This is a genomic window from Pigmentiphaga sp. NML080357 (genome assembly GCF_002188465.1).
Lineage (GTDB): Bacteria > Pseudomonadota > Gammaproteobacteria > Burkholderiales > Burkholderiaceae_B > Pigmentiphaga.
In genome coordinates this window covers 30,162-53,999 of sequence record NZ_NINW01000024.1, presented here as the reverse complement: position 1 = coordinate 53,999, position 23,838 = coordinate 30,162, and the positions used below count along the sequence as shown (strand labels likewise).

17 protein-coding genes are annotated in these 23,838 nt (G+C 65.9%); 9 read left to right on the top strand and 8 right to left on the bottom strand.

Going from position 1 to position 23,838, the window contains the following annotated elements; translation table 11 throughout:
* Nucleotides 1-76: 76 nt before the first annotated feature.
* The 3 genes from lpdA to aceE all read right to left on the bottom strand — a co-directional run bounded on the left by lpdA (nt 77) and on the right by aceE (nt 6,426).
* Complete coding sequence (gene lpdA / locus CDO44_RS07510; RefSeq protein ID WP_087779610.1) at nt 77-1,900, bottom strand: dihydrolipoyl dehydrogenase; 1,824 nt, start codon at nt 1,898-1,900, stop codon at nt 77-79.
* Between the two features lie 9 nt (nt 1,901-1,909).
* Nucleotides 1,910-3,595: a dihydrolipoyllysine-residue acetyltransferase gene (gene aceF / locus CDO44_RS07505; RefSeq protein ID WP_087779609.1), complete on the bottom strand. Its 1,686-nt coding sequence runs from the start codon at nt 3,593-3,595 to the stop codon at nt 1,910-1,912.
* 116 nt (nt 3,596-3,711) lie between these two features.
* On the bottom strand, nt 3,712-6,426 hold the full coding sequence (aceE, locus tag CDO44_RS07500; RefSeq protein WP_087779608.1) for a pyruvate dehydrogenase (acetyl-transferring), homodimeric type: 2,715 nt from the start codon (nt 6,424-6,426) through the stop codon (nt 3,712-3,714).
* Between the two features lie 270 nt (nt 6,427-6,696).
* Here aceE and CDO44_RS07495 point away from each other — a divergent pair, with 270 nt between their 5' ends.
* The 5 genes from CDO44_RS07495 (at nt 6,697) to CDO44_RS07475 (ending at nt 13,876) form a co-directional block, all read left to right on the top strand.
* Nucleotides 6,697-9,075: a PAS domain S-box protein gene (locus CDO44_RS07495; RefSeq protein ID WP_369824562.1), complete on the top strand. Its 2,379-nt coding sequence runs from the start codon at nt 6,697-6,699 to the stop codon at nt 9,073-9,075.
* Nucleotides 9,075-9,698, top strand: coding sequence for a response regulator transcription factor (locus CDO44_RS07490; RefSeq protein WP_087779607.1), 624 nt, complete (start codon nt 9,075-9,077; stop codon nt 9,696-9,698). Before CDO44_RS07495 ends, CDO44_RS07490 begins: the two co-directional genes overlap by 1 nt.
* A 267-nt stretch (nt 9,699-9,965) precedes the next feature.
* On the top strand, nt 9,966-10,616 hold the full coding sequence (locus CDO44_RS07485; protein WP_087779606.1) for an FMN-binding negative transcriptional regulator: 651 nt from the start codon (nt 9,966-9,968) through the stop codon (nt 10,614-10,616).
* Nucleotides 10,617-10,693: 77 nt separating this feature from the next.
* Complete coding sequence (folD, locus tag CDO44_RS07480) at nt 10,694-11,536, top strand: bifunctional methylenetetrahydrofolate dehydrogenase/methenyltetrahydrofolate cyclohydrolase FolD (RefSeq protein ID WP_087779605.1); 843 nt, start codon at nt 10,694-10,696, stop codon at nt 11,534-11,536.
* Nucleotides 11,537-11,743: 207 nt separating this feature from the next.
* Nucleotides 11,744-13,876, top strand: a complete 2,133-nt coding sequence (locus CDO44_RS07475) for a M3 family metallopeptidase (RefSeq protein WP_087779604.1) — start codon at nt 11,744-11,746, stop codon at nt 13,874-13,876.
* On the opposite strand, the gene CDO44_RS07470 is transcribed toward CDO44_RS07475, so the two are convergent.
* Nucleotides 13,843-14,241, bottom strand: coding sequence for a hypothetical protein (locus CDO44_RS07470; protein ID WP_144389483.1), 399 nt, complete (start codon nt 14,239-14,241; stop codon nt 13,843-13,845). The genes CDO44_RS07475 and CDO44_RS07470 overlap by 34 nt on opposite strands.
* On the opposite strand from CDO44_RS07470, the gene CDO44_RS07465 reads away from it, so the two are divergent.
* Nucleotides 14,215-14,694 (top strand): helix-turn-helix domain-containing protein, encoded by a 480-nt coding sequence (locus CDO44_RS07465; protein ID WP_369824581.1) that lies wholly within the window; start codon nt 14,215-14,217, stop codon nt 14,692-14,694. The genes CDO44_RS07470 and CDO44_RS07465 overlap by 27 nt on opposite strands.
* Before the next feature lie 177 nt (nt 14,695-14,871).
* Here CDO44_RS07465 and ilvD read toward each other — a convergent pair whose 3' ends face one another.
* Entirely contained in the window at nt 14,872-16,764 is a 1,893-nt protein-coding gene (gene ilvD, locus CDO44_RS07460; protein WP_087779601.1) for a dihydroxy-acid dehydratase, read from the bottom strand.
* Nucleotides 16,765-16,934: 170 nt separating this feature from the next.
* Here ilvD and CDO44_RS07455 point away from each other — a divergent pair, with 170 nt between their 5' ends.
* Both CDO44_RS07455 and CDO44_RS07450 read left to right on the top strand, forming a co-directional pair.
* Nucleotides 16,935-17,972, top strand: a complete 1,038-nt coding sequence (locus tag CDO44_RS07455; RefSeq protein ID WP_087779600.1) for a hemin-degrading factor — start codon at nt 16,935-16,937, stop codon at nt 17,970-17,972.
* Nucleotides 17,969-18,847, top strand: coding sequence for a ChaN family lipoprotein (locus CDO44_RS07450; RefSeq protein WP_198951320.1), 879 nt, complete (start codon nt 17,969-17,971; stop codon nt 18,845-18,847). The genes CDO44_RS07455 and CDO44_RS07450 overlap by 4 nt, the downstream gene beginning before the upstream one ends.
* On the opposite strand, the gene CDO44_RS07445 is transcribed toward CDO44_RS07450, so the two are convergent.
* Nucleotides 18,848-19,954 carry a cobalamin-independent methionine synthase II family protein gene (locus CDO44_RS07445; protein WP_087779599.1) on the bottom strand — a complete coding sequence of 369 codons (1,107 nt, stop codon included), beginning with the start codon at nt 19,952-19,954 and terminating at the stop codon, nt 18,848-18,850.
* A 154-nt stretch (nt 19,955-20,108) separates the two neighbouring features.
* Between CDO44_RS07445 and CDO44_RS07440 the strand changes: the two genes are divergently transcribed.
* Complete coding sequence (locus CDO44_RS07440; RefSeq protein WP_087779598.1) at nt 20,109-21,077, top strand: Gfo/Idh/MocA family oxidoreductase; 969 nt, start codon at nt 20,109-20,111, stop codon at nt 21,075-21,077.
* A gap of 53 nt (nt 21,078-21,130) precedes the next feature.
* Here CDO44_RS07440 and CDO44_RS07435 read toward each other — a convergent pair whose 3' ends face one another.
* Nucleotides 21,131-22,099 (bottom strand): copper resistance protein B, encoded by a 969-nt coding sequence (locus tag CDO44_RS07435; protein ID WP_087779872.1) that lies wholly within the window; start codon nt 22,097-22,099, stop codon nt 21,131-21,133.
* Between the two features lie 10 nt (nt 22,100-22,109).
* The gene (locus CDO44_RS07430) at nt 22,110-23,834 is read right to left on the bottom strand and encodes a copper resistance system multicopper oxidase (RefSeq protein WP_087779597.1); all 1,725 of its coding nucleotides are present in this window, start codon (nt 23,832-23,834) and stop codon (nt 22,110-22,112) included.
* Nucleotides 23,835-23,838: the final 4 nt, after the last annotated feature.

Here is a 23,838-nt window from a genome sequence, read left to right as displayed (position 1 = left end):
CACCCGTTCCCCTGGCTGCCGCAAAAAACAAAAAAGGCCACACAAAGTGCGGCCTTTTTTTCAGACTACGACACCCCTACTTCTTCCTAACCGGCGGCAAATCCGTACAAACCCCTTCCGCCACCTCGGCCGCCATCCCGATCGACTCACCCAAGGTCGGATGCGGATGGATGGTCTTCCCGATATCCACCATATCCGCCCCCATCTCGATGGCCAGCGCGACTTCGCTGATGAGATCGCCGGCATTCGTGCCCACGATGCCGCCACCCACGATCCGGTGCGTCTCTTCGTCGAACAGCAGCTTGGTAAACCCTTCGTCGCGTCCATTGGCGATGGCGCGGCCCGAAGCAGCCCAGGGGAACATGCCCTTGGTGACCTTGCGGCCCTGCTTCTTGGCTTCGTCTTCGGTCAGGCCCACCCACGCGACTTCCGGATCCGTGTAAGCCACGGAGGGGATGACGGTGGCGTCGAAGTGGCTCTTCTGGCCGGCCGCGGCTTCGGCGGCCACGTGGCCTTCATGCACGGCCTTGTGGGCCAGCATGGGTTGGCCGACGATGTCGCCGATCGCATAGATGTGCGGCACGTTGGTGCGCATCTGGGAATCCACCGGGATGAACCCGCGATCGCCCACCTGCACGCCGGCCTTCTCGGCGCCGATTTTCTTGCCGTTGGGGCTGCGGCCGACGGCCTGCAGCACGAGGTCGTAGCGCTGGGGTTCCTTGGGGGCATTTTCGCCCTCGAAGGTGACGTAGATGCCGTCGGCCTTGGCCTCGATGCCCACCGTCTTGGTCTTCAACATGATGTTGTCGAAGCGGTGTTCGTTCATCTTCTGCCAGACCTTGACCAGGTCGCGGTCGGCGCCCTGCATCAGGCCGTCCATCATTTCGACGACGTCCAGTCTCGCGCCCAGGGTCGAATACACCGTGCCCATTTCCAGGCCGATGATGCCGCCGCCGATGATGAGCATTTTCTTGGGAATGCTCTTCAGGAGCAGCGCACCGGTGGAGTCGACGATGCGTTCGTCTTCCGGGGCGAAGGGCAGCTTCACGGACTGGCTGCCGGCGGCGATGATGGCGCTGGCGAATTGCAGGACTTGCTTGCCGTCCTTGGTTTCGACCTCGATGTGGTGAGGGTCGACGAAGGTGCCGACGCCGGTCACCACGGTCACCTTGCGGGCCTTGGCCATGCCGGCCAGGCCGCCGGTCAGCTTGCCGACGACGCTGTCCTTGAAGGCGCGCAGCTTGTCGAGGTCGATCTCGGGCTTGCCGAAGGTGATGCCGTGCTCGGCCATCTTGGCGGCTTCCTCGACCACGGCGGCGGTGTGCAGCAGGGCCTTGGAGGGGATGCAGCCGACGTTCAGGCAGACGCCCCCCAGGGTCGCATAGCGTTCGATCAGGGCCACTTTCAGGCCCAGGTCGGCGGCGCGGAAGGCGGCCGAGTAGCCGCCGGGGCCGGCGCCCAGGACCACGACGTCGAAGCTCTGGTCGGCCTTGCCGCCGAAGCTGCCGGCGGCCGGTGCGGCCTTGGGCAGCGGGACGGGGTCGGGATCGGGCTTGTCGGAAGTGGGCTCGCCCAGTTCGTGCATGGCCGAAGGAGCTGTCTCGAGCTTGCGCGATTCGGTGGTGGTGGGCGGGGGCGCGGCGGCGGGCTTGGCGTCCGCGCCGGCGGCCGCCTCGATCTCGACCAGTACCGAGCCTTCGCTGACCTTGTCGCCGACCTTGACCTTGATGGCCTTGACCACCCCGCCCTGCTCGGCCGGGATTTCCATGGAGGATTTGTCGGATTCGACGGTGATCAGGCTTTGTTCGGCCTTGATCGTGTCACCCACTGCCACCAGGATCTCGATGACTTCGACGTCCTTGAAGTCGCCGATGTCGGGTACCTTGAGTTCTATCGCCATCGTTGCTCCTTACAGCAGGATGCGGCGGTAGTCCGCCAGCACCGAGGCCAGGTAGGCGTTGAAGCGGGCGCCGGCGGCGCCGTCGATGACCCGGTGGTCGTACGACAGCGACAAGGGCAGCGTGAGCTGCGGCACGAATTGCTTGCCGTCCCATACGGGCTTCATATAGGAGCGGCTGACGCCCAGGATGGCCACTTCGGGCGCGTTGATGATGGGCGTGAAGTTGGTGCCGCCTATGCCGCCCAGCGACGAGATCGAGAAGCAGCCGCCCTGCATTTCGCCGGGCGAAAGCTTGCCGTCGCGCGCCTTCTTGGCGAGTTCGGCGGTTTCCTTGGCCAGGTCCAGGATGCCCTTCTTGTCGGCGTCGCGGATGACCGGCACCACCAGCCCGTTGGGCGTATCGGCGGCAAAGCCGATATGGAAGTACTTCTTCAGGATCAGGTTGTCGCCTTCGAGCGAGGCGTTGAACTCGGGGAATTTCTTCAGCGCCGAGACGACGGCCTTGATCAGGAAAGCGAGCATGGTGACCTTGATGCCGGCCTTCTCGTTTTCCTTGTTGAGCTGGACGCGGAAGGCTTCCAGGTCGGTGATGTCCGCATCCTCGTTGTTGGTGACGTGGGGGATCATCACCCAGTTGCGGTGCAGGTTGGCGCCGGAGATCTTCTTGATGCGCGACAGCGGCTTGGCTTCGATTTCGCCGAACTTGGAGAAGTCGACCTTGGGCCAGGGCAGCACGTCCAGGCCGCCGCCCGATGATGCGGCAGCGGCGGGCGCCGCGGCGCCGGCGCCGCCGGCCAGGGCCTGCTTGACGAAGTTACGCACGTCGTCGGGCGTGATGCGGCCCTTGGGCCCGGTGGCGGACACCTTGCTCAGGTCCACGCCCAGTTCGCGCGCGAACTTGCGTACGGAGGGAGAAGCATGGGCCTTGGCCGCATGGGATTCGGCCGCGGGCGCTGCCGGCACGGGCGGCTGGCGGGTCGCGGCGGGCGAGGGAGCCGCGGCAGCGGCCTGGGCCGCGGGCGCCTGGGCTGCCGGGGCGGCGGGAGCGCTCTCGGCCTTGGCCGGCGCGCTTGCGGCGGGAGCCGGCGCTGCGCCGGTCTTGAGCTTGACGAGCGGGCTGCCCTGCGAAACCTTGTCGCCGACCTTCACCAGCACTTCGAGCACCTCGCCGGCGGCTGAGGTCGGGATTTCCATGGAGGACTTGTCCGACTCGACCGTGATGAGGCTTTGCTCGGCCGAGACCTTGTCGCCCGCCTTGACCAGCACTTCGATGACTTCGACGTCCTTGAAGTCGCCGATGTCGGGCACGGCCACGGTCTCCTCGCCGCCGCCCTGGGCGGACGCGGCGGTGGGCTGAGGCGCTTCGCCCTTGGGCGCGGGGGCGGCTTCCTGCTTGGCGGCGGGCGCCTCGGCCTTGGCTGGCGCGGCTTCCTGCGTGGGCGCCTCGGCGCCGCCAGCGGCCTCGATCTCGACCAGCGGCGTGCCTTCGCTTACCTTGTCGCCGACCTTGACCTTGATGGCCTTGACCACCCCGCCTTGCGCGGCCGGGATCTCCATCGAGGACTTGTCGGACTCGACCGTGACCAGGCTCTGCTCGGCCTTGATCGTGTCGCCCACGGCCACCAGGACCTCGATCACTTCGACTTCGCTGAAATCACCGATGTCGGGGACTTTCAGCTCGCTCACATTACTCATTCTGTAGTCTCCAGAAAGCCGGACCCCCGCCGGACGCGTCCTGCCGCAGACAGGCGCGCGCCGGCCGGGCGGGCAAGACGGGGGCGCTGCCCTATCTTACCCATCCCGGCCGTCGATCACGCGTATTGAGGGTTGGCTTTCTCGGGGTTGATGCCGTACTTCTTGATGGCCTCGGCGACCTTCTTCATCGGGATCTTGCCTTCGTCGGCCAGCGCCTTCAGGGCGGACAGCGTGACGAAGTGGCGATCCACCTCGAAGTGCTCGCGCAGCTTGGCGCGGAAGTCGGAGCGGCCGAACCCGTCGGTGCCCAGCACGTTATAGGTGCGGCCCTTGGGGATGAACGGACGGATCTGGTCGGCGAAGGACTTCATGTAGTCGGTCGAGGCGACGATCGGGCCTTCGGTCTTTTCCAGCACTTCGGTCACGTAGGCCACCTGCGGCTTCTTCTCGGTGGGATGCAGCAGGTTGTGGCGCTCGGCGTCCAGGCCGTTGCGGCGCAGCTCGGTGAAGCTGGTCACGCTCCAGACGTCGGCGGCGACGCCCCAGTCTTTCTCGAGCAGCTCCTGGGCGGCGATGACCTCGCGCAGGATAGTGCCCGAGCCCATGAGCTGGACGCGGTGCTCGGCCTTGGCCTCGCTCTTCTTGAGCCGGTACATGCCGCGGATGATGCCCTCTTCGTCGCCGGCCTTCAGGCCCGGCTGGGCATAGTTCTCGTTCATGACCGTGATGTAGTAGAAGACGTTTTCCTGGTCTTCCACCATGCGCTTCAGGCCGTTCTGGATGATGACCGCCAGTTCGTGCGCGAAGGTCGGGTCGTACGACACGCAGTTGGGGATGGTGGCCGACATCAGGTGGCTGTGGCCGTCCTCGTGCTGCAGGCCCTCGCCGTTGAGCGTCGTGCGGCCGGCGGTGCCGCCCAGCATGAAGCCGCGGGCCTGCATGTCGCCGGCGGCCCAGGCCAGGTCGCCGATGCGCTGGAAGCCGAACATCGAGTAATAGATATAGAACGGCACCATGATGCGGTTGTTCGACGAGTAGGACGTCGCCGCGGCGATCCACGAGCTCATCGCGCCCGCTTCGTTGATGCCCTCTTCCAGTATCTGGCCGTCGGCCGCTTCGCGGTAGTACATGACCTGGGCCTTGTCCACGGGCACGTACTTCTGGCCTTCCGGCGCGTAGATGCCGATCTGGCGGAACATGCCTTCCATGCCGAAAGTGCGCGACTCGTCGGGCACGATGGGCACGACGCGCGGGCCGAGCGTCTTGTCGCGAAGCAGCTGCGTCAGGATGCGCACGAAGGCTTGCGTGGTCGAGATCTCGCGGCCTTCGGCGGTGGGGTCCAGCACGGCCTGGAAGGTCGACAGCGCGGGCACGGGCAGGTGCTCGTCGGCCTTCTGGCGGCGGTGCGGCAGGTAGCCGCCCAGGGCCTGGCGCCGCTCGTGCAGGTACTTCATCTCGGGCGCGTCGTCCGCGGGCTTGAAGTACGGCAGCTCTTCGAGCTTGTCGTCCGGCACCGGGATATTGAAGCGGTCGCGGTAGGCGCGGATGATGTCGTTGTCCAGCTTCTTCTGCTGGTGCGCGGGGTTGCGCGACTCGCCGGCGGCCCCCATGCCGTAGCCCTTGATGGTCTTGGCCAGGATGACGGTCGGGCGGCCCTCGCTTTTCTGCGCGGCGTCGAACGCGGCGTAGACCTTGTGCGGGTCATGGCCGCCGCGGTTCAGGCGCCAGATATCCTCGTCGCTCATGCGGCTGACCATCTCCAGCAGCTTGGGATGCTTGCCGAAGAATTTCTCGCGCACGAAGGCGCCGTCGTTGGCCTTGTAGGCCTGGTATTCGCCGTCGACGGTCTCTTCCATGATCTGGCGCAGGATGCCTTCCTTGTCGCGCGCCAGCAGCGGATCCCAGTAGCCGCCCCAGATCAGCTTGATGACGTTCCAGCCGCTGCCGCGGAATTCGCCTTCCAGTTCCTGGATGATCTTGCCGTTGCCGCGCACCGGGCCGTCCAGGCGCTGCAGGTTGCAGTTGATGACGAACACCAGGTTGTCCAGCTTTTCGCGCGAGGCCAGGCTGATGGCGCCCAGCGACTCGGGCTCGTCCATTTCGCCGTCGCCGCAGAACACCCAGACCTTGCGGTTGCTGGTGTCGGCGATGCCGCGGGCGTGCAGGTATTTCAGGAAGCGGGCCTGGTAGATGGCCATCAGGGGGCCCAGGCCCATCGAGACGGTCGGGAACTGCCAGAAGTCGGGCATCAGCTTCGGATGCGGGTAGGACGACAGGCCCTTGCCGTCGACTTCCTGGCGGAAATGGTTGAGCTGGTCTTCCGACAGGCGGCCTTCCAGGAAGGCGCGGGCGTAGACACCCGGCGAGGAATGGCCCTGGAAGTACACCAGGTCGCCGCCGCGGTTTTCGGTTTCGGCGTGCCAGAAGTGGTTCTGGCCGGTTTCGATCATGGTCGCCAGCGAGGCGAACGAGGCGATGTGGCCGCCCAGGTCGCCGCCGTCGGGCGGATGCAGGCGGTTGGCCTTGACCACCATCGCCATCGCGTTCCAGCGAATATAGGAGCGGATGCGGTTTTCCAGGTCCAGCTTGCCCGGATGCGCCGGCTCCATGTGCGGAGGAATGGTGTTGACGTAGGCGGTATTGGGGGAAAACGGGATGTAGGCACCGGAACGGCGGGCCAGGTCGATCAGGCGTTCCAGCAGGTAGTGCGCACGCTCAGGGCCTTCGCGGTCGAGAACCGCTTCCAGGGCGTCGAGCCATTCTTGGGTTTCCAGGGTATCTTCGTCGTTGGCCGCGGTTACACCGGCCCCGACCTGAGGAAGAGCGGACATGCCTGTCTCCTGAGTCTCTCTGACATCCGGACGGCTCGTAGCCATCCGAGGGTTTAGTCGCTGTTGGCGGCCTTCGCCTATGTAAAACTAGGGCCCTTCTGCAACTCCGGCGCGATTCTAGAAGGCAGGAAGCCTTCCATGCAATAAAAATTTCGCTTTACGATATCATTTACCACGATGTGAAATCTAACACGGATCCGGAATAAAAGCATTCTGCACTGCAATAAACCCGCGGATTCCCTTGCGCACGCATGTGCGTAAACTTTCTCCATGTCTACCGTTAATCCTTCTAATATTCCCGCCCCGTTCAAGGATCTGGGGCGCTTGCGCCGCCGCAGCTGGTACTGGCTGACACCGGCCATCGCGCTGGGGCTGTTCGTCTGCGTCATGGGTTCCATCCTGTGGTGGCTCGACGCGCGCGACGACGCCCAGCGCTACGGCACCCTGGTGCGCGACGTCGACTGGGCGCAGCAATCGATGCGCCTGCGCATGCTGGCCGCCCGCGACCGCATGGGCGCGCTGGGCCGCGACCTCGTGCGCACCAACATGACCGAGAGCCGATTCCTGGACGATGCGCGGGAACTGCTGGTGGAGCACCCCGAAATCATCCACGTGGCCTGGATCAATGCCGACCGCAAGGCGGTATGGGTGTCGACCCCGGACCGCCGCGCCGGCCAGAGTTTCCGGATGAGCGCGCCGGGCGCGGCGGAGCCGGAAGCCTTCCGCGCCTTCGAGATTGCCCGCGACGAGCATCGGCCGGCCTACTCCCGCCCCTACCGGGGGCAGTACAATGAGGTCTACCTGGACCTGTACGTGCCCGTCTTCCAGGACGACCGCTTCCTCGGCACGCTGGCCACCGTCTATTCGGTGGACGCCATGCTGCAGCACCTGATCCCGCAGGAAACGGCGCGCAAATACAAGGTATCCATCCTCGACGGCAACGAAATGCCGCTGGTGTCGTCATCCTCGCGCGCCGACAAGGGGGCGATCAATTCGTACGAAGTGCCGCTCGATCCTCCGGGCAACGGCATGACGCTGAGCGCCCGCGGCTACCGCACGCAGACCGACACCTCGCAGACCATGCTGGTGTGGGTGGTGGTGTCGCTGTCGGCGGTAATCATCTGGAGCCTGTTCGCGCTGTGGCGCCACACCCGCTTCCGCTCCCAGGCCGAACAGGCCCTGATCGCCGAGACCGCCTTCCGCCGCGCGATGGAAAACTCCATGCTGACCGGCATGCGGGTGCTGGACATGGAGGGTCGCATTACCTACGTGAACCCGGCCTTCTGCCGCATGATGGGGTGGGACGAGGCCGACCTGCTGGGCCGCACCCCCCCCTACCCCTACTGGCCGCAGGGCGACCATGCCGCCCAGTGGCGCAACACCGAGATGCTGCTGTCGGGCAACGCGCCCAGCAGCGGCTTCGAGATGGAGGCGCAGCGCCGCGACGGCTCGATCTTCTTCGCGCGGATGTACGTCTCGCCCCTGCTCGACCAGCGCGGCGTGCAGACCGGCTGGATGACCTCGATGACGGACATTACCGAGCCCAAGCGCATCCGCGAGGCCCTGGCCGCCGCCCACGAGCGCTTCATGACGGTCCTGGAGGGCCTGGACGACGCCATCTCGGTCACCGCCGAAACGCCCAAGGGCTCGGAGCTGCTGTTCGCCAACAAGACCTACCGGCGCGTGCTCGGCTCGCAGGCCACCGGCCACGATGAATTGTCGGCGGGCCGGCGTGGACGTTTCACCGATGAAGCGATCGAGGTCTATTCCTCGTCCACCCACCGCTGGTTCGAGGTGCGCCACCGCATGCTGCAATGGGTGGACGGGCGCCGGGTGCGGATGCAGGTCGCGCGCGACATCACCGAGCGCCGCGCCTCCGAAGAGGCCTCGCGCGCCCAGCAGGAGAAGATCCAGCTCACCAGCCGCCTGATCACCATGGGGGAAATGGCCTCGTCGCTCGCCCACGAATTGAACCAGCCACTTACCGCCATCAATAACTACAGCATGGGGGTCGTGGCGCTGGTGCGCTCGGGCGATACCGATCCCGCCAAATTGCTGCCGGCCCTGGAAAAAACCACCGCACAGGCCCAGCGTGCGGGTATGATCATCCGCCGCATACGCGAATTCGTGAAGCGTAGCGAACCCAAGCGCCAGCGGGTAAGCTTGCCCACGATCGTGGATAATGCGGTCGGTTTCGCCGGGATCGAGTCCCGGACCCGGCGGATCGACATCATTCAAAAAATACCCGAACAGTTGCCGGACGTTCTCGCCGATCCTATCCTCATCGAACAGGTGGTTTTGAACCTGCTCAAGAACGGCCTGGAGGCCATGCAGGATTCGGAGAAGCGGGAGCTGCTGGTGGAAGCGAACGTGCGCGACGACATGGTGGAAGTGGCGGTGACCGACAGCGGCCATGGGCTGGCCGATCCCGAACGGCTGTTCGAGCCTTTCTACAGCACCAAATCGGAAGGCATGGGCATGGGCCTGAATATTTGCCGCACGATCATCGAATTCCACCACGGCCGGCTGTGGGCCGAACCCAATCCCGCCGGAGGCACCATCTTCAGGTTCACGCTTCCGTGGGTACGTCCGATCCTGCCGACCGGACCGGCCCCAGAACTGGAATCCGCCCCCAAGGAGCTTACCTAATGAGCAATACGCCCCAATCCAGCACGGTCTTCATTGTCGACGACGACGAAGCCGTGCGCGATTCTCTCCGCTGGCTGCTGGAGGCCAACGGCTACCGGGTACGGGCCTATGAAAGCGCGGAACGCTTCCTGGCCGAATACGATCCCGAGGTGATAGGCGTCCTGATCGCCGACGTGCGGATGCCGGGCATGACGGGGCTGGAGCTCCAGGAACAATTGCTGGCCAAGAAGTCCACGCTGCCCATCGTGTTCGTGACGGGCCACGGCGACGTGCCCATGGCCGTCTCCACCATGAAGAAGGGAGCGGTCGATTTCCTCGAGAAACCCTTCAACGAGGCCGACCTGCGCCAGATCATCGCCAACATGCTGGAACAGGCCCACGCCCGCGCCGCCGACGAAGCCACCCGCCGCGGGCACGAGGCCCTGCTGGCGCGGCTGACGGTGCGCGAACAGCAGGTGCTCGAGCGCATCGTGGCGGGCCGGCTGAACAAGCAGATCGCCGACGACCTGGGCATCAGCATCAAGACCGTGGAGGCGCATCGCGCCAACATCATGGAAAAACTGCAGGTCACGACCGTGGCGGACCTGATGAAGGTGGCGCTGCATCATAGGCCCCAGGGGTAGCCCCCCTACGCCCTGACGGGCGCCCAGAATGGTGGGCCCCCAGCCGCTACGCGGCAGCCCCCCAAGGGGGCCGGGACCCGCGTTGGGGCGGCCCGGCAGGGAGGCCCACCCCCTACGCGCTTCGCGCGCGCCCTCAAGGGGGCGATGCGGGTGGACCGGCGGAGCCGGATCCACCCGCATCCTGGAGGTACTACCGGGCTGGCGGGGGATGGAGTTCTTGGCCCCTCTCTTCTCTTACTTGCCTGCCGATCCGATACCGAGGTAACTATGTATCTGCCGCCGCACTTCGAGCAGGACGATGTCGGCAAGATCCATGGACTGATCCGCGACTATCCGCTCGGCATCCTCGTCACGGCGGGGCCGGAGGGCGTGGATGCCAATCACCTGCCCTTTCTTCTCGATCCCGATCGCGGGCCTCAAGGCACGCTGCTCTGCCACGTGGCGCGGGCCAATCCCGTGTGGCGGGCGCTGGCCGGTTGCGGGGCGGAGAGCCTGGTCGTCTTCCAGGGGCCGGGCGCCTATGTGTCGCCCAGCCTCTACGAAACCAAGCGCACCGCCCACGAGGTCGTGCCGACGTACAACTACGCGGCGGTGCATGCCCGGGGCCGGGTCATCGTGCACGACGATCCCCGCTGGGTGGCCGGCGTGGTGGGCCGGTTGACGCGAATTTTCGAGCAGGGGCGCGACGATCCCTGGAAGATGAGCGATGCGCCGCCCGCCTTCATCGAGGAAAAGCTGTCGGCCATCGTGGGACTGGAGCTGCCCATCGCGCGGCTCGAGGCCAAATGGAAGATGAGCCAGAACCGCAACGCCGCGGATCGGCAAGGCGTTCTGGAAGGCCTGGACGCCTCCGCCCATCCTGCGGATCGCGCCGTGGCAGCCATGATGAAGGCAGAAGAAACGGGATCGGCTGGCTGAACATGCCGCGCAGCCCCTGCGCTAAAATGTCTAAGGCTTCCCGCCACCGTTTCTCCACCTATTCCCTACCGACCGCCATGCCCGCACGCCTCATCAACGGCAACGAACTTTCCAAGCAGATCCGCTCCGACATCGCCCGGCGCGCCGCCGAACTCACGCAGCAAGGCAAGCGCCCCGGCCTGGCGGTGATCCTGGTGGGGGACGATCCGGCCTCGCACGTGTACGTGCGCAACAAGGTCAAGGCGTGCCACGACGCGGGTTTCCACTCGGTGCTGGAAAAATACGAAGCGACGATGACCGAGGCCGAGCTGCTGGCCCGCATCGACCTGCTCAACCACGATCCGTCCATCCACGGCATCCTGGTCCAGATGCCGCTGCCCAAGCACATCGATCCGCACAAGGTCATCGAAGCCATTTCCACCCGCAAGGACGTGGACGGCTATTCCGTGCTCAGCGCCGGCGAGCTGATGGCCGGGCTCGAGGGTTTTCGCCCTTGCACGCCCTACGGCTGCATGAAGCTGATCGAAAGCACCGGCTACGACCTGCGCGGCAAGCATGCCGTGGTGATCGGGCGCAGCAATACCGTGGGCAAGCCCATGGCCTTGCTGCTGCTGCAGGCCAACGCCACGGTCACGATCTGCCATAGCGCCACCCCCGACCTCGCCCACCACACGCGGCAAGCCGACGTGGTCGTGGCCGCCGTGGGCCGCCGCAACACGCTCACCGGCGACATGGTCAAACCCGGCGCGGTGGTGATTGACGTCGGCATCAATCGCGACGAGGCCGGCAAGCTGTGCGGCGACGTCGACTTCGCCAGCGTGTCGGAAGTGGCGGGCTGGATCACTCCCGTGCCGGGCGGCGTCGGCCCCATGACCATCACGATGCTGCTGGCCAACACGCTGGAGTCGGCGGAAAGGTAGCCCAGGGGAGGCCCGCCCCCTAGCGGCCTGCGGCCGCTCCCCCTCAAGGGGCGGCGCTGGCGGACCGGCAAAGCCGGATCCGCGGCGCCCTGGGGTGCCGCCAGGCCGGCCTGGACGGCGTTTTTGCGTTCCTGTCTTCGGTCTTCCCCTGGTGTTTTCTTGTTTTGCCCCCATCTACGGGGCACAGTCAGTATTCAGGAGTTTTCCATGGTGCAAGCGTCCGCCTCCTCTTCCGCCGACCTGGCCGACAATCCGCTCATGGACCTGTCGGGCCTGGCCCGGTTCGATGCCATCCGCCCCGAGCACATCACCCCGGCGGTATCGGCGCTGCTGGAGCGGGCGCGGAAGGCCGTGGAAAAACTCGAGGCGGACCAGGCCGCGGACGCGCCGGCAACCTGGCAGAACGTGGTCGAGACGCTGGACGAAGGCACCGAGGGCCTGTCGCGCGCGTGGGGCGTGGTGGGCCACCTGAACGCCGTTGCCGACACGCCGGAATTGCGCGCCGCCTATGGCGAGAACCTGCCCCGGGTGACGGAATTCTGGGCGAGCCTGGGCCAGAACCAGGCCCTGTACGAGCGCTACAAGAAGCTGGCCGCGAGCGCCGAGTTCCAGCGCCAGACGCCGGCCCGCAAGAAGCTGATCGAGAACGAGCTGCGCGGCTTCCGCCTGGGCGGCGCGGAATTGCCCGAGGACAAGAAGCCTCGCTTCGCCGAGATCCAGGAACAGCAGGCCACGCTGTCCAAGTCTTTCTCCGACCACGTGCTCGACGCGACCAATACGTTCTCGCTCGTCGTGCGGGACGAATCCGGACTGGCCGGCCTGCCCGACGACGTGAAGGAAGCGGCGCGCGAAGCCGCCCGCAAGGCGGGCGAAGGCACGGACGCGGCGCCGGCCTGGAAGTTCACCCTGCACTTCCCCTCCTACTTCCCGGTCCTGCAGTATGCCGACAACCGCGCCTTGCGCGAAAAAATGTACAAGGCGCACGTCACACGCGCCTCGGAACTGGGCCCCGAGCACGGCCAGGGCAAGGCGGAATGGGACAACACCGCCATCATGCTGGACTTGCTGCGCCTGCGCCGCGAGGAAGCCGGCCTGCTGGGCTACGCCAACTATGGCGAGGTCTCGCTGGTGCCCAAGATGGCCGACACGCCGGAACAGGTGCAGAAGTTCCTGGCCGAGCTGGCCGAACGCGCCCATCCCTACGCCGAGCGCGATCTGCGCGAGCTGCGTGAATTCGCGGCCGCCGAGCTCGGCCTGGCTGAGCTCGAACCGTGGGACATCGCCTACGCCTCCGAAAAACTCCGCCAGGCGCGCTATGCCTTCTCGGAAAACGAGGTCAAGCAATATTTCCCCGAACCCAAGGTGCTGGCGGGCCTCTTCAAGGTCATCGAAACGCTGTTCTCGGTCCGCATCCGTCCCGACAGCGCTCCTGTCTGGCACCCGGACGTGCGTTTCTTCCGGGTCGAATCGGCCGCCGGCACGCTGGTCGCGCAGTTCTACCTGGACCTGTATGCGCGCGAAGGCAAGCGCGGGGGAGCGTGGATGGACGACGCCCGCACCCGCTACCGCCGCCCTTCCGGCGAACTCCAGACGCCGGTGGCCTACCTCGTCTGCAACTTCACGCCGCCCAGCGGCGGCAAACCCTCGCTGTTCACCCACGACGAGGTCATTACGCTGTTCCATGAATGCGGCCATGGCCTGCATCACATGCTGACGCAGATGGAAGACCTGGGCGTCTCCGGCATCAACGGCGTGGAGTGGGACGCGGTCGAGTTGCCCAGCCAGTTCATGGAGAACTTCTGCTGGGAATGGGCGGTGCTCCAGCAGATGACCGCCCACGCGGAAACCGGCGAACCGCTGCCGCGCGCCCTGTACGACAAGATGGTTGCCGCCAAGAACTTCCAGGGCGGCCTCATGACGCTGCGCCAGGTCGTGCTCGCCGCCACCGACATGCATTTGCATACCGATTACGATCCGGACGGCGGGCAAAGCGTGCTGGCGCTGTCGCGCGAGGTGAACGACCGCATGCACGTCCTGCCACAGCCGGAGGTCTCGCGCTGGATCAATACCTTCAGCCACATCTTCGCGGGTGGCTATTCGGCGGGCTACTACAGCTACAAGTGGGCGGAAGTCCTGTCGGCCGACGCCTATGCGGCGTTCGAAGACGCGGCCACGGAGGACACGCTACGCCCGGATGTTGGGGAACGCTTCTTGCGGGAGATCCTGCAAATGGGCGGCAGCCGGCCGGCGATCGAGTCGTTCCGGGCGTTCCGCGGGCGGGACCCCAGCATCGAGGCCCTGCTGCGTCATAGCGGCATGGCGGAGAAGGTCGCGTCCTGATCGCGCGCGATCAGCATCTTGACCGCGGCAAGGTCGTCCGAAAGCAGACGATCCAGGCTCGGTTTGCCGGGTAGTTCCAGGAGCGGGTGATAGCCGTAGACCCGCGCCAGCTCGCGCGCGACCGCGACGGTGACCAGCACGTTGCGGCGCGGCGCGCTGGCGTGGCCGGAAAACGGAAACCGGCTTTCCAGCGCGCCGATATCCCATCCGCCCGGCACGAAGATCCAGGTAACGTGACCATCGGCATCGATACCGCTGAGCACGAGTAATTCGGTAACGCCGCTGCTTTTTTGCATGATACGCAACCCTCGTTGGCACACGCGGCGCCTTTGCCAGTGATGCTTCTTGCAGGTGCCGCGCGTCATTTTGCTTTACACGCAAAATATACACCAAATACTTGCGTCCCACGCTTTGCGCACCAGGCAAGGCGTTCGGACAATGATGCCATGGACATAGGGTCGGCGATCAGGCAAACGCGAGAAAGGCTCGGGCTCAAGCTCGAGGCGATTGCCATGGAAGTCGGAACCGATGCGGGCAACCTGTCGCGCATCGAAACCGGCAAGCAGAAGCCTTCTATCGGCCGCCTGGAAAACATTGCCCGCGCCATGAATGTCGGCGTGACCGACCTCTACGCCTTAGTCGAAAATGTCCAGGTCGTGCGCGGGGGCGCGGAATTGCGCGACGGGGACGAGCTTCCCTATGGCGACGACCTGCGCCTGCTGCGGCGCAATTTCTCGTCGCTCGACGCCAGTCACCGCAAGCTGGCGATCGAATTCGTCAAACTGCTCAACCGGATGCAGCGGGAAGACAAGGCGTAGGGCGGGAGGAAAGCCCAGCCCACGCGCATTGCGAGCCCAGAATGGTGCCCCCCAGCCGCTATACGCGGCAGCCCCGCAAAAAGGGCGGGATCCGCCCTGGGGCAACCCGGCGCCGGGTCCCGAAGGAGCTACTTGCGGACCGGCGGAGCCGGATCCGCAGTGTCCTGGGTACGGAGATTAGCGCGTCCGGGAGGCGCGGGTCAGTTGCGAGATGTCGCGCACGGCGCCGCGGTCGGCCGAGGTGGCCATCATGCCGTAGGCTTGCAGCGCCTGCGACACCACGCGGCGGCGGTCGAGCGGGGTCCAGGCCTTGTCGCCGCGCGCTTCCATCGACTCGCGGCGCTTGGCCAGTTCGGCGGCATCCACCCGCAGGTTGATGGTGCGGTTGGGGATGTCGATCTCGATGATGTCGCCCTCTTCCACCAGCGCGATGGCGCCGCCCTCGGCGGCCTCCGGCGAGGCGTGCCCAATCACGAGGCCGGACGATCCGCCGGAGAAGCGGCCGTCGGTCAAGAGCGCGCAAGACTTGCCCAGGCCCTTGGACTTGATGTAGGAGGTGGGATAGAGCATCTCCTGCATGCCGGGACCGCCCTTGGGGCCTTCGTAGCGGATGATGACCACGTCGCCGGCATGGACGGTATCGCCCAGGATGCCGTCCACCGCGTCCTCCTGGCTCTCGAAGATGCGCGCCTTGCCGGTGAACTTGAGGATGCTTTCGTCCACGCCCGCCGTCTTCACGATGCAGCCGTTCTCGGCCAGGTTGCCGTACAGCACCGCCAGCCCGCCGTCCTGCGAATAGGCATGGGCCTTGTCGCGGATGCAGCCGGCGCTGCGGTCCAGGTCCAGCTTGTCGAAGCGCTTGTCCTGGCTGAAGGCCACTTGCGTGGGCACGCCGCCGGGCGCCGCGCGGAAGAAGGTATGCACCGCCTCGTCCTTGGTGACCGCGACGTCGTTGGCGGCGATCGCCTCGCCCAGCGTCTTGCTGTGGACCGTGGAGACCGAGGTATCGAGCAGCCCGGCGCGGTCGAGTTCGCCCAGGATCGCCATGATGCCGCCCGCGCGATGCACGTCCTCGATGTGATACTGCTGAGTGGCCGGCGCGACCTTGCACAGGCACGGCACGTGGCGCGAGATGCGGTCGATGTCGCTCATCGTGAAATCGACGCCGCCCTCTTGCGCGGCCGCCAGCAGGTGCAGCACGGTATTGGTCGAGCCGCCCATGGAAACGTCCAGCGACATCGCATTGATGAACGCCGCCTTGGTGGCGATGTTGCGCGGCAGGACCGAGGCGTCATCCTGTTCGTAATAGCGCTTGCACAGCTCCACGGCCAGGCGGCCGGCGCGCAGGAAGAGGTTCTTGCGGTCGGCATGGGTGGCCACCACCGTGCCGTTGCCGGGCAGCGACAGCCCCAGCGCCTCGGTCAGGCAGTTCATGGAGTTGGCGGTGAACATGCCGGAACACGATCCGCAAGTGGGACAGGCCGAGCGCTCGTAGTTCTCGACGTCTTCATCCGACACGGTGGGATCGCCGGCCTTGATCATGGCGTCGATCAGGTCCACCTTGATGATCTTCTGGCCGCCTACGTCCTGCGCGGGATGGTAGGCCTCGATGACCTTGCCGGCCTCCATCGGGCCACCCGACACGAACACAGCCGGGATGTTCAGCCGCATGGCGGCCATGAGCATCCCCGGGGTGATTTTGTCGCAGTTGGAGATGCAGACCATCGCGTCGGCGCAATGGGCGTTCACCATGTACTCGACCGAATCGGCGATCAGCTCGCGCGAGGGCAGCGAATACAGCATGCCGCCGTGGCCCATGGCGATGCCGTCGTCGACCGCGATAGTGTTGAACTCCTTGGCCACGCCGCCGGCGGCTTCGATCTCTCGGGCGACCATCTGGCCCAGGTCCTTCAGGTGCACGTGGCCCGGCACGAACTGGGTGAACGAGTTGACGACCGCGACGATCGGCTTGCCGAAATCGCCGTCCTTCATGCCGGTCGCGCGCCATAGTGCACGAGCCCCGGCCATGTTGCGACCATGGGTGGAGGTATGGGAACGGTATTGCGGCATGGTGGAACTCGCAAAGAGAATGACGTAACACTCTAGTATAGGGCGGAAAACCTCGAATCGCCCGGTCGGGTAACCGGCCGCCTCCCCCCGATGCGATCGGCCGACTTACCCTAATTAATAAAAATCATTATCATTCACAGCCATCTCACCCGCCCTTCAAGGTCCATGGCATGACAGCGATTACCCTCTGGCAACGATATCAGGCGCTCAAAGCCGAGCAGCCCAAGCTGCGCATCCGCGATGCCGCCGCCCAACTGGGCGCGAGCGAAGCCGAGCTGGTCGCCCAGGACCCGTCGGCGCGCCGCCTGCGCCCCGACTGGAACACGCTGCTCGGAGGGCTGAAGGCCGCCGGGCCGCTGCTGGCCCTCACGCGCAACGAGGCCGCCGTGCACGAGAAAACCGGCGCCTACGAGCATGTGCAGATCGAAGGCAGGATGGGCCTGGCGCTGAACCCCGACATCGACCTGCGCCTGTTCCTCTCGCAATGGCGGCACGCCTTCGCGGTCGGCGGCGAGCGGCCCAGCCTGCAGGTTTTCGACCAGCAGGGCGAGGCCGTGCACAAGATCTACGTGGTGGGGCAAACCGACCGCGTGGCGTTCGAGGCCCTGCTGTCCGCGCATGCCGACAAGGCCGAGCCCGTGGTCCCGCAGCCCCGCCCCGCGGCGGAACGCAAGCCTGACGAAGCCATCGACATCGCGGCGTTCCGCCAGGAATGGCGCGAGCTGCGCGACACCCACGAATTCTTCGGCTTGCTGCGTCGCCATGGAGTCGAACGCACGCAGGCGCTGCGACTGGCGCCGCCGGAGTTCGCGCAGGAGGTGGGTCTGGGCGCGGTGGATACGGTGCTGGGCTCGGCGTCGGAAACCGAGCTGCCCATCATGGTCTTCGTCGGCAATGCCGGCTGCGTGCAGATCCATACCGGTCCGGTGCACCGCATCGTCCTCATGGGACCTTGGCTCAACGTACTGGACGACGGCTTCAACCTGCACTTGCGCATGGACCTCTTCAAGCAAGCCTGGCTGGTGCGCAAACCCACCACCGACGGCATCGTGACCTCGCTCGAATGCTACGACGCCGAAGGCTCGCTGATCGTGCAGTTCTTCGGCGAACGCAAGCCCGGCAAACCGGAACTCGCGCGCTGGACCGCGCTGGCAGACAGCCTCGCCGCGATCGCGCCCGGGACCCCGCGTCCGCAGGCGCAGGCATGAGGATCGCCGCGACGTCCGCTTGCGCCGCGCTGCCGCTGTTGCTTGCCGCGTGCGCGGGACCTTCGGGCATGCAGGATGCTCAGGTGGCCGGGCTCGCGGCGGCGTTTCCGCGCCATGACGCCGTGCTGCTGGGCGAAGTGCACGACAACGCCGAAGGCCACCGCCTGCGATGGCAAGCCCTGGCTGAGGCAGTCCGCCACGGCTGGCGACCGGTCATCGCCATGGAGCAGTTCGATCGCGAAAGGCAGGCCGACCTGGACCGCGCCATGCGGACCTGCGCCGACGCCGACTGCGTCATCCGGGCCGCCACGCCCGCCGAGACCGGCTGGGACTGGGCGCACTACCGTCCCGTGCTGGAACTCGCGCTGCGGGAGAAACTGCCGCTCGTCGCCGCCAATCTGTCCCGCGCCGACGCCGGCAAAGTGGTCAGGCAAGGGCCGGCGACCGTCTTTCCGCCCGGCGAATTGCGCGCGCTCGGCCTGCTATCGCCGGCCCCCGAGCTGCTGGCTGCCCAGCGCCGGGAAGTCGCCGACGCCCACTGCGGCGCCCTGCCCGCCTCCATGCTCGACGGCATGGCCCGGGCGCAGACCGCGCGCGACGCGGTCATGGCGCAGGCGGTGGCCAAGGCCTCCCTTCCGAGCGGCACCGAACCTCGACGCCCTGTCGTCCTCCTTGCCGGCAACGGCCACGTCAGGCGCGACATCGGCGTGCCGCGCTGGCTGAAAGACGCATCGGTCCTGTCGGTAGGCATTACCGAGCAAGCCGCCAAGCCGGGCACCTACGATCGAGAGATCCTGGTTTCTCCCGCGCTGCGCGAAGATCCCTGCAAGGGAAGCCCACCCCCTGGGAGGCGCGCGTCACGTACGGGGGGCTGATCACTTCCAGACATCGCGCGCGATATCCACCGTCAGCCGCAACTTCGCCCACTGCTCTTCTTCCGCCAGGTTGTTGCCTTCCTCGGTGGACGCAAAGCCGCATTGCGGGCTCACGCACAGCTGCTCCAGCGCGACGTACTTCGCGGCCTCGTCGATGCGCTTCTTGACGTTGTCGGCGTTTTCGAGCTCGCCGGTCTTGGTGGTGACCAGGCCCAGCACGATGCGCTGCTTGCCCGGCTTGACGAAGCGCAGCGGCTCGAAACCGCCGGCACGCGCGCTGTCGTACTCGAGGAAGAAGCCGTCGATGCCGACCTTGCCGAACAAGGTTTCGGCCACAGGCTCGTAGCCGCCCTCGGAAATCCAGGTGGAGCGGAAGTTGCCGCGGCAGATGTGCATGGTGATCGTCATGTCGGCCGGACGGTCGGCGATCGCATGGTTGATCATGCGCGCATAGATGTCGGCGAGCCTGGAGGGGTCCTCGCCGCGGTCGCTGATCATCTTGCGCTGCTCTTCGGAGCACAGGTAGGCCCAGACCGTGTCATCCAGCTGCAGATAGCGGCAGCCGGCATCGGCGAAGCCCTTGACCACCTGGCGATAGGTCTCGGCCAGGTCGTCGAAGAACGGCTCCATCTCGGGATAGGTCTTCTTGTCGATGGCGCTGCGCCCGCCGCGGAAATGCAGCACGCTGGGGCTGGGGATCGTCATCTTGGGCACACGCGTGGTGGTGGCCTTCAGGAACTTGAAATGCTCGATCATCGGATGCGTGCCGGAGAAGCCCAGCTTGCCCGTGACCTTGATGCCGCGCGCCTTGGTCTGCACGCCGTTGAACTGTATCCCCTGGATGGACTCGTAGCCCTCCACGCCGTCGAGCCCTTCGAGGAAATCGAAGTGCCACCACGAACGGCGGAACTCGCCGTCGGTGATCGCCTGCAAGCCGATTTCCTCCTGCTTGGCGATGATCTTGCGGATTTCCTGGTCCTCGACCTGCTTGAGCGCGTCGGCGGAGATCTCGCCACGCTGGAATCGGGCCCGGGCTTCCTTGAGCGGCGCGGTGCGCAGCAGGCTGCCTACGGTATCCGCACGAAAAGGCGCAACATTGTCAGGCATTTTCTATCCCCTCGCGATTGGTGGACGGCGCGCCGGGCAATGCCTGGCGCGGACGCAGGGTAGTTTACTCATTTGCGGCGCCCTAAAATACCGTCGCGACGAGAGCCCCGGCCGCCGCCGGCTCGCTCCCCATACTCTTACGGAGACCCAGCCCATGCCAGCTCAACCGTCCTCCCCCATCCGCCTTTGCATAGCCGGCGAAGGCGCCATGGGATCGACGCATGCGCGCATTTTTTCCTCCATGCCGGGCGTCGAAATCGCCGCCCTGGCGATGGGCGACCCCGGACGCGGACGCCAGCTGGCCGCGCAATGGAACATACCCGACTGCAGCGACGACCTGGCGGCCACGCTCGCGCGTCCCGATATCGATGCGGTCGTGCTGGCCACGCCTTCCGGCCAGCATGCCGAACACGCCGAACTCGCGGCGCGCCTCGGCAAGCCCATGCTGATCGAGATTCCCGCGGCGCTGACCCTGGCCGATACCGAGCGCCTGGCGCAAGTCCAGGCCGAAACGGGCGTGCCCATGATGGTGGCGCACAGCCGCCGCTTCGCGCCGCCGCACACCTATTTGCGCGAACGCATCCAGAGCGGCGATTTCACGCTTCATCATCTCGTCTGCGAGACCTACTTCTTCCGCCGCAACAACCTGAACATGTTCGGCGAACCCCGCACCTGGGTCGACAGCCTCCTCTGGCATCACGCCTGCCACACCGTGGACCTGTTCTGCTGGCTGCTGGACGAATCGGAGTTCGACGTATGGGGCCAGCGCGGCCCGGACCATCCGCAGTTGGGCATCCCCATGGACCTGACGGTGGCGATGCGGTCCCGCAAGCGCGGCACGCTGCTGACCATGGCGATGTCGTTCAACAACAAGGGGCCGTTCGGCGGTTTCTACCGCTACATCGGCGAAGAGGAGACCTACCGCGCCTTCCGCGACGAGCTGACCGACAGCGACGGCAACACCGTCGAGATGCCAGGCGCCCAGCCGGCGTTCGAGGCGCAGGACGCGGAGTTCATCGCGGCCCTGCGCGAAGGCCGGCCGAGCCGCTGCGATATCGCTTCGGTCCTGCCCGCCATGCGGGCGCTGGACCGGATCGATGGCATCATGCGGGGCACGGTCTGACCGCACCCGCCCCGGCCACGCCTACGGGAAGAGATCCCCGCGGGCAAGCGGGCTCAGAACCACATGCGCACGCCGACCACGAAGCGCGTGTCGCCACGGCTCTCGCCATGGTCGCGCGCATAGTCCGCGGTCTTCCCATAGACCCGGTTCCAGGTCACGCCGAGGTACGGGGCGAATTCGCGCCGGATTTCGTAGCGCAGCCGGATTCCTACCTCGGTGCTCGAAAGCCCCCGGCCGATGCCCCGGCCCTCGTCGTTCTTTCCGAAGAAATTGACCTCCGCCGCGGGCTGCAGGATGAGCCGGTTCGTAATGAGGATGTCGTACTCGCCCTTGAGCCGGGCGGCCGTCTGCCCGTTCTCCCCGACGAAGGCGATCGCGCTGGCCTCGAAGTTGTAGAGCGCCAGCCCTTGTACGCCGAACGCCGCCCACGTCTGCGACGAACCGGGCTTGAAATCGTGGCGGACCCCGGCGACGAGATCCCACCAAGGACTGAGGGAATGTCCCCAAAGCGCCTGGATCTCCGCCTCGTGCAAGCTTCCGCCGAGGCGTTCGCCTTCGGAGCTGAACCATAGGCGGTCGATGTCGCCGCCGATCCATCCCTTGAAATCCCAGTTCAGCGCGCTGCCGTTGCGGGCGTCCTGCCATTCCAGCCTGTCCACGAGAAACAGGGAGTTGATCATCTTGTCGTGGACGGCGTGGCCGGCGGAGTCCAGGAAGGCCGCCTTCCGGTCGGCATCGGTCAACCGGGGAATCGGAGTCCGGCTTTCCACGGACGGGGCATGCGTGCCGTTGTGCCGGCCATGGTCCATGTCGTGCGTTTGGCCGTGCTGGCCATGGCCCATGCCGTGCTGCCCATGGTCCGTGTGGCCGTGGTCCATGCCCTCCATCCGGGAATGATCCATGGCCGGCATGCCTGCCGATGCGCCGTCGTTCGCCTGGGCCCGGGCCGGGGCTGCGGAAGCCAGCGCCGCGCCGACGAGTGCGGCAAGCGCCAGCGCTTTGGGATAAGTCGAGAAAATCATGGCCGGCACCTTACTCTTCCACCCGGATTTCACGGAACATGCCGGCTTCCATGTGATAAAGAAGATGGCAGTGATAGGCCCAGCGGCCGAGCGCGTCGGCGGTCACGCGGTAGCTGCGCCGGGACCCGGGCGGCATGTCGACGGTGTGTTTGCGGACCAGGAAATTGCCATGCTCATCCTCGAGATCGCTCCACATTCCGTGCAGGTGGATGGGGTGGGTCATCATGGTGTCGTTCACCAGGACGATCCTGACCCGCTCCCCGTACTTCAAGACCACGGGCTTGGCATCCGAGAACTTGATGCCGTCGAACGACCAGGCGAATTTCTCCATGTGCCCGGTCAAGTGCAGTTCGATGGTGCGGCCCGGCTCGCGTCCGTCGGGGTCCTCGAAAGCGCTGCGCAGGTCGGCATAGGTCAACACGCGGCGGCCGTTGTTCCGCAAGCCGATTCCCGGGTCATCCAGCTTCGGCACCGGAGTCGTCGTCTGCATGTCGACCAGGGGATTGTTCTCTTCCGAGGCAGGGTGGGACTGCATGTCGCCCGTTCCTCCGCTGGCCGCCTGTCCGTGTTCCATGCCCGCCAGGTGGCCATGGTCCACGCCATGCGCCGAACCGTGGTCCATGCCCATGTCCTCCATCGAAAGGACCGGGCGCGGGTCCGGTGCCGGCACGCCTGCCTGCAGCCCTTCACGCACGGCCAGGGTGCCGCGCGCGAATCCCGTACGGTCCATGGATTGGGCAAAGATGGTGTACGCGTCCTGCCCGGACGGCTCGACGATGACGTCGTAGGTTTCCGCGACGGCAATGCGGAATTCGTCCACCGCGACGGGCGCGACGTTCTGTCCGTCGGCAGCCACCACGGTCATCTTCAGGCCGGGAATCCGTACATCGAAATAGGTCATGGCCGATCCATTGATGAACCGCAGGCGGATGCGCTCTCCCGGCCGGAACAGTGCCGTCCAGCCGTCGTCCGGCGCATGCCCGTTCAGCAGGTAGGTATAGGTATGTCCGCTGACATCGGCGAGGTCGGTGGGGTTCATCCTCATTTCCGCCCACATCTTCCGGTCGGCGATCGTGGCGCGCCACCCCTTCTCGCTGACGTCCCTGATGAAGTCGCCGACGGTGCGCTTGTTGTAGTTGTAGTAATCGGACTGCTTCTTCAGCTTGCGCATGATCCGCATGGGATCCTCGTCCGTCCAGTCGGACAGCATCACCACGTAATCCCGGTCATAGGTGAAAGGCTCGGGATCTTCGGGGTCGATGATCAGCGGGCCGTATACGCCCGACTGCTCCTGGAAGCCGGAATGGCTGTGATACCAGTACGTGCCGCTCTGGCGGACCTTGAACGTGTAGACGTACATGCCGTCCGGGGCGATACCGTGGAAGCTCAGCCCCGGCACGCCGTCCATGTTCGCGGGCAGCAGGATGCCATGCCAGTGGATGGACGTGGCATCCCGCAACTTGTTCCGGACGCGAAGGGTGACGGTGTCGCCCTCTTTCCAGCGCAGCAGCGGACCGGGAATGCCGCCATTGACCGTCATGGCGGTGCGGGCGTTGCCGGTGAAATTCACCGGCGTCTCGCCGATGACCAGGTCGAATTCCGCGCCGGCCAGGACATGGGGGGCACCAGGGTCGGTCGATGCCCAGACGGGCGCTCGCCAAAGCCCCAGCCCTCCCAGCACGCCGCCTGCGGCAAGGGCGGTAACGAAGGTGCGTCTTGAAGTCTTGATCTGCATATCG